The sequence below is a fragment of the Anaerococcus sp. HMSC065G05 genome (genome assembly GCF_001812365.1).
Taxonomy (GTDB): Bacteria; Bacillota; Clostridia; order Tissierellales; family Peptoniphilaceae; genus Anaerococcus; species Anaerococcus vaginalis.
Genome location: NZ_KV808726.1, coordinates 703 through 9,931, shown reverse-complemented (window position 1 = coordinate 9,931; position 9,229 = coordinate 703). Strand labels below are relative to the sequence as shown.

Annotated in this window: 9 protein-coding genes; all 9 read right to left on the bottom strand. The window is 28.8% G+C overall.

The features are described from left to right. Positions 1-828: 828 nt before the first annotated feature. The 9 genes from fic to HMPREF2852_RS08390 all read right to left on the bottom strand — a co-directional run bounded on the left by fic (position 829) and on the right by HMPREF2852_RS08390 (position 8,808). A complete protein-coding gene (gene fic / locus HMPREF2852_RS08430) occupies positions 829-1,398 on the bottom strand; it encodes a protein adenylyltransferase Fic (RefSeq protein ID WP_070607647.1) in 570 nt (189 codons plus the stop codon). A gap of 241 nt (positions 1,399-1,639) precedes the next feature. Beyond that, entirely contained in the window at positions 1,640-2,161 is a 522-nt protein-coding gene (locus tag HMPREF2852_RS08425; protein WP_070607644.1) for a cysteine hydrolase family protein, read from the bottom strand. A 98-nt stretch (positions 2,162-2,259) separates the two neighbouring features. Next, positions 2,260-3,315 (bottom strand): enoyl-CoA hydratase/isomerase family protein, encoded by a 1,056-nt coding sequence (locus HMPREF2852_RS08420; protein ID WP_070607639.1) that lies wholly within the window; start codon positions 3,313-3,315, stop codon positions 2,260-2,262. 73 nt (positions 3,316-3,388) lie between these two features. Next, entirely contained in the window at positions 3,389-4,204 is an 816-nt protein-coding gene (locus HMPREF2852_RS08415) for a MurR/RpiR family transcriptional regulator (protein WP_070607636.1), read from the bottom strand. Between the two features lie 9 nt (positions 4,205-4,213). Beyond that, a complete protein-coding gene (locus tag HMPREF2852_RS08410) occupies positions 4,214-5,113 on the bottom strand; it encodes an ROK family protein (protein ID WP_070607634.1) in 900 nt (299 codons plus the stop codon). A 57-nt stretch (positions 5,114-5,170) separates the two neighbouring features. After that, the gene (locus tag HMPREF2852_RS08405; RefSeq protein ID WP_070607632.1) at positions 5,171-5,620 is read right to left on the bottom strand and encodes a NanQ anomerase/TabA/YiaL family protein; all 450 of its coding nucleotides are present in this window, start codon (positions 5,618-5,620) and stop codon (positions 5,171-5,173) included. 15 nt (positions 5,621-5,635) lie between these two features. Next, the gene (locus tag HMPREF2852_RS08400; protein ID WP_070607629.1) at positions 5,636-7,141 is read right to left on the bottom strand and encodes a sodium:solute symporter family protein; all 1,506 of its coding nucleotides are present in this window, start codon (positions 7,139-7,141) and stop codon (positions 5,636-5,638) included. 11 nt (positions 7,142-7,152) lie between these two features. Beyond that, on the bottom strand, positions 7,153-8,073 hold the full coding sequence (locus HMPREF2852_RS08395) for a dihydrodipicolinate synthase family protein (RefSeq protein ID WP_070607626.1): 921 nt from the start codon (positions 8,071-8,073) through the stop codon (positions 7,153-7,155). Between the two features lie 30 nt (positions 8,074-8,103). Beyond that, complete coding sequence (locus tag HMPREF2852_RS08390; RefSeq protein WP_070607623.1) at positions 8,104-8,808, bottom strand: N-acetylmannosamine-6-phosphate 2-epimerase; 705 nt, start codon at positions 8,806-8,808, stop codon at positions 8,104-8,106. Positions 8,809-9,229 lie beyond the last annotated feature (421 nt).

Sequence of the window (9,229 nt, the reverse complement as noted above, 5' to 3'; positions counted from 1 at the left end):
TATTGGTGGGTTTGTCGACGCTCTGAGACAGTAGTTCCGACCTACTGTCTTTTTTTGTGGTGATTCCACATTGTTAACCTCAATTCCTTGAATTAATCAAGGTTTTTTTGACAAGAGTTTTCTTCTCTTACCTAAATTATATCACAAAGGACTTGTTTTTCAAGGCTAATGATTTTCATTTATTTATTGTGATATAATAATTTTGCCTATTACTTAATAGGTGGAAGGCGGTGATAAGTTTGTTCGCCATAATATTGGAAAATTTTATTTTCCCCTTGTTGGTTGGTTTGATTTTATTTTTTGTAAAAAAATATTATTCCAAAAACAAGTAAATAAAAAGACAGTAGTTCGCACCTACTGTCTTTTTTTTGGCGGTTGCCATGTTTGTTCACCATAATACCTTGAATAAATCAAGGATTTGTAAGAGTTTTTCTCTTAATTAGATTATATCACAAAAGCCTATTTTTTCAAGATTTCAAAATATATTTGATTGAGAATAGGGACTTTTTTGACTACAAATCTTGCAATCTCAAAACTTATATAATTTCCCAAGTAAGATTATATTATAATTATATTAATAAAAAGTAGGTATATAGAATTATTATATAACTAATTATCTTATAATAAGAAATTTAAAAAGCAATGAATCGAATCAAATTTCTTACCGCTTCTTACCATTTCTTACCGTTTCTTTATATTTCTTACCATTTATTTAAATTGCAACATTGTATAACAATAAAAAAGTAAAAAATACAATAATTTTTTTAATTTCAAAACTTTTTCTTAACTTTTCTTACCACTTATTTAATTGTAGATTTCTCCTTTTAATTATTTTATATCATAAATGTCAATATCGTTTTGCTCTTCATATTCATAAGAACGTTCAATCCCTTTCATATAAACATCTCTATTTTCTGTATCTTCTGTAAGAGCGCTTTTAATTAAATGCTTTAATTCTAAAGAATTTACAGGGGATCTTTCCATAGCCTGTAAATAAGGCATTTTATCTATTTTTTGCCAATCTACACACTTTTTAAGATTTTTTTTAAGTATTAAATCTAGCCAAATCCTTGTTGCTCTGCCATTTCCATCTCTAAACGGGTGTGCAACATTCATTTCCACGTATTTTTCAATAATTTCGCTAAATTCATTTTCTGGCATGTCTTCTATTATTTTTAGATTTTCTTCCAAAAATAACAAAGGAGCAAATCTAAAATTGCCTTTTGCCAAATTCACGCTTCTTATTTTCCCAGCAAAGCTAAACACGTCTTGGAAAATATATCTGTGTATTTGCTGCAAACCTTTAAAAGTCCCTACTTCAAATTCCTTTATAATACCTTTATCCCAAAGCTCTACAGCTCTTTTTTTACTTAAATATTCTTCTTTTTTTGTCCCCATTTTCCCTCCTTTTCTTTTTCTTCAAGAATTTTTGCAAATCTTTTTCCCCTGGCTTTTTCTGCGTAGCTTTTTGCCTCTGCTACCCCGTTTTTGCTCCTATACGGCTTTTTCTATCAAAAAATTGATTTTCTTTTTGTAAACAAAAATATTCAGCTGTATTAATATTTTTTGTTTTTATATTAACACCTATATAACATACTAATATTTTAAATGTATTATAATTACTATACGTTTATTAAAGCTATTCTCCTTTAGAATTTACAATATTTACTTGACAAGACTTCATTGCTTCAATGGCTATTTTGTGATTTTTTTCGTTTGTTGCCTTGCACAAATCTTCTATTACTGTCACTTCTGTATCTAATAGGGCGTTTTTTATAAGTATGGCATTTGAAAGTACACAAATATCTGTGCAAATTCCTACCATATAGATATTTTCGATTTTTTCTTTTTCATTTAATTTCTTTAAATATTCTACAAGCTCATAAGAACCAAATGACGGTTTGTCAATTATTTTGTGATTTTTTGTATCAATTTTTATTTGCCAACCTTTTGAATTTTTTATGCAATGTTTTACTGGCAGATGACTTCCTTCTAGGCTTTCTAAATAATTTTCATCGTGTGTATCTCTTGTAAAAATTACTTCTCCATCAAAATTTTCTACCAAGCTTTCTATTGGTTTTACTATCTTATCATTGCCTTTGTTTCCTAGCGCTCCATCTACAAAATCATTTTGCAAATCTATTACTAATAATACGTCCATACTTTCTCCTTTTTGGTATTTTTATTAGTATATAACTTATAATTTTTTAAATCAACTTAGAAATTTTTAAAAAAATAAACCTAGGTTTTATCCTAAGTTTATCTTTCTTTATATAATTTTTCTATTCCTAGCAAGTCTTTTATTTTTTCTACTGAAACTTGATCTAGTGATTTTTCTTTCCAATTTGCGCTTTCTTTGTCTATTATTAATGACCTTATTCCTTCTTTCATTGTTCCTGTTTTTCTTGCGTATTTTAATATTTTTAGGTCAAGGTCAAAAACTTGGTCTTTAGTTAGGTTTTTGCAAATAAAATATTTTTCAAATTGTAGGGCAAGCATAAAAAGATTTCTTTCTTTTAAATTGGCCAAAGTTTTTTTTGCAAAATCATCATCTTTATTTTCTTCTAAACTTTTTATAATTTCTTCTATGCTTGAATGGGAAAAATATTTTTCTATTTTTTCTTTATTTTTTGAAATTTTTGAATTACTTTCTAATACCTTATATTTTTGTGTTTGTTTTTTTAATTCTTCTATTAATTTTTTTCCATCATATTTTTTTGATAGGGAAAATAAAATATTTAAAACTTTCTCATAATCTTTTGATTTTACATAAATATCTGCCAAATCATATTTTATTAAATCTGATGATGATAAACTTTCGCCACAAAGTCCTAGGTATTGACCTATGGCTTGGGGAAGTTTTGAAATATGCCAACAAACTCCAACATCCGGCACAAAACCTAATCTTGTTTCTGGCATCGCCCAATTTACGCTTTCGTCTGCAATTATAAAATCTGAATTTACGGTAAGTCCTATTCCTCCGCCCATAACTATACCAAAATAATGGCTAATAATTGGTTTTTTGTAATCTTTTACGTACTTATCTAAAACAAATTCTTCTTCATAAAATTCGTCTTTGTTTTTGCACTTATCATTTAAAAGGTAATCGTAATAAATTGCTTTTAAATCTCCGCCTGCACAAAATCCTTTTTCGCAAAGTGAATCAAATAAAATCGCCTTTATTTTTTTGTCATCTTCCCATTTTTTTAAAATCTTTTCTATATCTTTTACCATTTCCATATTTAAGGAATTGATTATTTCTGGTCTATCAAGGTAAATAATACCTACGTTTTCTATAATTTTTTCTCTTATCATCTTAATCTCCTATAATTAGGATATTTTTAAAATGAAAAATGTCAAGAAATTTACATGTTAAATATTTTACAAATTATTCAGTCCCTAAGGCTTTTAATGTGTCCCCATGAAGTTTTTCTTTGATATTTTTATCTTCTTTTACAAAATATGAATATAAAATATCAACCATAATAGAAATTGGAAATTGTGGGCTTATTGCATTTCCATAGTTTAAATGTTTGAGTGATGGAACAAGGATTACTTCATCGCAATAATCTTGGTACAAATCTCTAACTTGTGAAGTTATAAGAACTGTTTTTGCATTTTTGTTGTGTGCTTGTGATAAAAAAAGCAAAACTTCACTTGTATTTCCACTAATACTAAGTCCAAAAATTAGAGAATCTTCATCGTGAAAAGCTCCTCTCATTTTCATTTGATCAGAATCTGTTATGGAATCTATATTTACTCCAATTCTCATAAATCTAAGTTCCATTTCGTTTGCCGCAAGTCCTGATGATCCTTTTCCGCAAGCTACAACTCTGTGAGCCTTGCTTATATATTTTATTACTTTTTTAATTTGACTTTCATCGATTAGGCTGTAGGTTTTGTTCAATAATTCTTGGTAAGTATTTAAAACTTGGCTCACATTTCCATTTATATCTTCATTTTTTTCTACAAAATCTTCTCCATATTGGTAAACAAATTCTCTGTAGCCCCTAAATCCACATTTTTGTGCAAATCTTGAAAGGGATGCTTGAGATACAAATAATTTTTCTGCTATGGTTTTGCTGGAAAAATCTTCTCTTTTGTTATTGTGAATGAAAAAATCTGCTATATTTTTTTCAACTTCTGTAAAATTATCGTAATTTGATTCTATTATTTCTACAACGGATTTATTATAATAGTCCAAAATATTCTCCTATTTTTCTTCTTCCAAATCTCTGAAATTATAATAAGCTCCCAAGATTCCTGCTTGGTTTTGGTGTTTGGCAAATTTTAAGGTCATATTGTCGAAAAACCTTTTTTCCAAATATAGGGAAATTTTTTCTTCAATTCTTTTTTTCAAATATTTTTCTTGTGCCATAATTCCACCGCCTAGTACGACTGTATCAGGATTTAACATATAAGATAAATTTGCAATTCCAAGTCCCAAAATATCACACATTTCATCAATTGCTTTTATGCAAATTTCATCGCCTTTTTTTGCATTTTCAAAAACTTTTTTTCCATCCCAAGATGATATATCTTCATTTTTTTCTTTAGCAACTTTTTCAACCAAAGTTTTTGCTGAACCTAGATTTTCAAATTTATCATTTCTAATATTAATATATCCTACTTCAAAAGCTGAACCATTTGCCCCGTGAATTATTTTCCCATCAATTATTCCACATCCACCAATTCCTGTTCCAATTGTAAGAGTAAGACAAACTGAGCTGTCCTTTGATGCTCCAGACTTGTATTCTGCATATCCTGCACAATTCACATCATTTTCAACCTGACAAGAAAGATCAAATTTTTCTTTGATTGCTTTTTTAAAATTTATTCCTATATAATTAGGTATTAAGTCTGATGCGTGATAAATTGAGCCGTTTTTTGTATCAACTACGCCTGCTGTTGAAATACAAACTCCCATTATTTGGTCATTTTGATTTTTCTTTACAAAATTTTCTACGATTTTTATAACTTCATTTAGGATATGGTCTCCGCCTTTTTGGGCATTTGTTTCGATTTCATAATTTTCTAAAATATTTGCCTTATCATCAATTAGTCCATATTTTATAGCTGTTCCGCCAATATCTATGCTTATATATTTTTTCATAATATCTCCTTTTAAAAAATAAGAGGCAAATGCTCATCACACTGCCTCTATTATATCCTATAATTTGATTTTAAAAATTGCTTTTTTAATTTTTTGCGGATTTTTAACTTTTATGGCTGTTCGATGACCATCGTTAGGATAACAAATTAGAAAATCTCCCTCAGTTAAAACTACTGATGAATTTTTTTCGCCTTCCATTGCTTGATAATCATCTTCTTTTTTATAAGAACCCAACTTCATATTATCTATAAAATTTAAATCAATTTGTTCACTTCCATCAAGCATAAGATGAAGGTCGAGATAATCTTTATGAGCTTCCCAAAATCTATTTTCAGGATTAGTTGTTTCATATTCTACGATATTTACAAAAAGTTCTTCGCCTTTTATAGAATGAGTCCCTTTTTCCATTTTTTTCATATCGTTATTTTTATAAAAATCAAAACATTCTTTAATTTTTTCACTTAAATATGAAAATTCATCTAAATTTTTTATATTTCCAAATATCATTTCAAACTCCAAATCTTAATTATAAATTGTTGTATTTTTTGGTAGTGGAGTTTCTTTTCCCTTTACTTTATTGTAAATTACTGATGCAACAAGTCCTACTACCAAAGATACTACTATTGATATAATTGAATATGACCAGAAAGAAATTTTTGCTGGATCTACGAAATATTTTATATAAATCATAACTCCACTTGCTGCAATAAAGGCAAGTGTTGCTCCAAATTTATTTGCAGTTTTTGTAAATGCTCCAAGGATAAATGTTCCTACAAGTATTCCCAAAACAAGTCCCATAAATCCATTAAACCATTCGTAAGCTGATTTTATATCTCCATTTGCCAAAATCATTGAAACGATTATTGCAAAAATTCCTACTATTAATGAAACTCTTTGACCGATTTTTGTTTGTTTTTCAAAACTCAAATCTTTATTTAAGCTTGCTTGAATATCCAAAGCCCAGCTTGATGCAACTGAATTTAATCCTGTTGAAAGTGTTGATTGGCTTGCCGCATAAATTGCTGCAAGTAAAATTCCTGTAAATCCTACCGGTAGCTCAAAAGCAATCCATGATGCGAAAATTTGGTCTTGTTGAGCTGCTGGTGGCAATGGATTTGCTTGAACTTTATAAAATACGTAAAGTCCTGTTCCTATTAGATAAAATACTGTTGCTATAAAAATTGATAGACAACCATTTGTTATCATCATTTTGTTTAATTTTTTTGTATCAGTTGTAGTTGTAAATCTTTGTACAATATCTTGACTTGAAACATAAGATCCAATTGTGTTTAAACCTGCTCCAAATATTAGTAAAAATATTGAATCCTTAAATATATTTGCATCAAATATTGGTTCGTTTACTGCTAAAAATTTGTGATTTGTGAAAAGCTCGTTTGCTACTGCCCCAAATCCACCGTTAATATTTGCCATTAGGTAAAATAATCCAAAAGTTACTCCAAGAAGTAAAACTGATCCTTGGATAAAGTCTGTCCACAAAACTGATTTTAGTCCACCAGTATATGAATAAATTATTGCAATTACTCCCATGATTATAATCAAAATATTTACATTTATTCCCATAAGTTTTGATAAAACCATACATGGAAGATACATTATAATTGACATACGACCAACTTGGTAAATTATAAACATAATAGCACCAAGAATTCTTAAACCTTTACTATCAAATCTTAATTCAAGATAATGATAAGCTGTGTCTATATCAAGTTTACTATAAATTGGCAAGAAAAATTTTATAGTAAAAGGAATTGCTACAAGCATTCCAAGTTGTGCAAACCACATAATCCAAGTTCCTGCATAAGAATTTCCTGCAAGAGAAAGGAAAGAAATCGGACTTAAAAGTGTTGCGAAAATAGAAACTGATGTTACCCACCAAGGCACTGTTCCATCGCCTTTAAAATATTCTTTGCCCTTCATTTCTTTTTTAGAAAAATGAAGACCTGCAAACAATACTGCTGCCAAATATATAATTAATATAGCTAAATCAATTTTTGTAAATCCCTGCATTTTATTTCTCCTTAGCCTAAATATTTATTTTTTGCATCATTTATCATTTTAGCTGCTTCATTTACAATTTCCATATCAGAATCAACCAAATTTTCCAATGGTTTTCTAACTCCACCAAGATCTAAGTTTTCATTTATTTTTAAAATAGCCTTGATTACTGCATATAAATTTGCACGAGCTTCGCACATTTTATAAATTATTGCATCAACATCATATTGAATTTCGCGAGCCTTTTCTAAATCTTTATTTTTTAGACATTCATCCATTTTTAAAATTAATTCTGGCATTACACCATAAGTTCCACCGATTGCTCCCTCAGCTCCAATAAGTCTTCCAGAAATAAATTGTTCATCTGGACCGTTGAAAATTATGTAATCATCTCCAGCAGCTTGTTTAAACATTTGAATATCTTGAACTGGCATTGAAGAATTTTTAACACCAATTACATTAGGATTTTTTCTCATCTCAGCAAATAATGAACCTGTCAAAGCAACTCCAGCAAGTTGTGGAATATTGTAAATTACAAAATCAGTATTTGGTGCAGCAGAAGAAATATCATTCCAATAAGATGCAATAGAATATTCTGGAAGTCTAAAATAAATTGGAGGAATAGCTGCAATAGCATCAACTCCCAAACTTTCTGCATGAGCTGCAAGCTCCATAGAATCTTTTGTATTGTTGCAAGCTACGTGAGCAATAACAGTAAGTTTTCCCTTAGCTTCTTTCATTACATTTTCAAGAACAATTTTTTTATCTTCAACACTTTGGTAAATGCATTCTCCAGAAGAACCATTTACATAAACACCTTTCACACCTTTTTTAATGTGATATTTTGTAAGCTCTCTTACTTTTTCTGGACTAATTTCTCCATTTTCATCGTAGCAAGCATAAAATGCTGGAATAACTCCCTTATATTTGTCTAAATTTCTCATAATTTTTCCCTTCCTTTATATTTTTATTTTTTATTTTTCTAATTCATTAATTTTTTCAGCAAAATTTTTAGTTATAACTTGTGGTCTAGTAATAATTGAACCAACAACTACACTGTAAGCACCAAGCTCAAGAACTCTCTTAGCTTTTTCAGGTGTATTAATATTTCCCTCAGCAATTACTTTGTTATTTACATTTTTTAAAATATCTCTAAGAATTTTGAAATCATTTTCTTCGATTTTATCATTTTTAGATTGGTCAGTATATCCAACCAAAGTTGTTCCAATAAAATCAAATCCAAGTTTGTCAGCATTTATAGCCTCATCAACAGTAGAACAATCAGCCATAAATAATTGATTAGGATATTTTTTCTTAACTTCCTTAAAAAATTCATCAATTCCAATTCCACCAGGTCTTAAATCTTTAGTAGCATCCATTGCAATTATTTCTGCCTTAGATGAAATCAAATCATCAACTTCTTTCATAGTTGGTGTAATATAAACTTTAGAATTTTCATAATCTTTTTTTATAATGCCAATAACTGGCAAATCAACTTCATTTTTTATTTCTTTAATATCTTCGCACGTATTAGCTCTGATACCCTTTGCTCCACCTTGCTTAGCAGCTTTTGCCATCTTTCCCATTATAAATGATGAATGTAAAGGCTCATCTGGCAAGGCTTGACATGACACTATTAATTTCCCTTTAATAGAACTTATTTCCTCTATATCAGCCATATCTACCTCCTTGATGGTTACAGTATATTACATCGTAAATATAATTTCAAGATTTTAATTTATTTTGAAATAACTTTCACAAAACAAATCCACAAAATTCGTTTTCCCGTTTTCCAATATATGATTTTTGAATTTTACGAAATTAATTTCAATAAAAGCAATGTTTTTAAAACCATTTGCTAAAAGCTGATTAAAAATTTACGCTGGTTTAAAATATTTTTTAGATAAAAAATAAAAATTTATTTTGAAAATTTTATATGATTTTACAAACTAATTTTTTGCAATAAAAAAACGAGATAAAATAATTATCTCGTCAGATTGTTGACAAACTAAAAAATTACTCATTTCGACCAGATAAACAATCGTTGATTTCGGTTGTTTATCCCGATTTATCGTGTGCAACGAGCGGAGAAATCTCATG

Bases quoted from the DNA above. Each gene is read 5' to 3' on its own strand.
- fic (WP_070607647.1), bottom strand. From the start codon at position 1,398: ATGGGGACAAAAAAAGAAGAATATTTAAGTAAAAAAAGAGCTGTAGAG.
- HMPREF2852_RS08425 (WP_070607644.1), bottom strand. From the start codon at position 2,161: ATGGACGTATTATTAGTAATAGATTTGCAAAATGATTTTGTAGATGGA.
- HMPREF2852_RS08420 (WP_070607639.1), bottom strand. From the start codon at position 3,315: ATGATAAGAGAAAAAATTATAGAAAACGTAGGTATTATTTACCTTGAT.
- HMPREF2852_RS08410 (WP_070607634.1), bottom strand. From the start codon at position 5,113: ATGAAAAAATATATAAGCATAGATATTGGCGGAACAGCTATAAAATAT.
- HMPREF2852_RS08405 (WP_070607632.1), bottom strand. From the start codon at position 5,620: ATGATATTTGGAAATATAAAAAATTTAGATGAATTTTCATATTTAAGT.
- HMPREF2852_RS08400 (WP_070607629.1), bottom strand. From the start codon at position 7,141: ATGCAGGGATTTACAAAAATTGATTTAGCTATATTAATTATATATTTG.
- HMPREF2852_RS08395 (WP_070607626.1), bottom strand. From the start codon at position 8,073: ATGAGAAATTTAGACAAATATAAGGGAGTTATTCCAGCATTTTATGCT.
- HMPREF2852_RS08390 (WP_070607623.1), bottom strand. From the start codon at position 8,808: ATGGCTGATATAGAGGAAATAAGTTCTATTAAAGGGAAATTAATAGTG.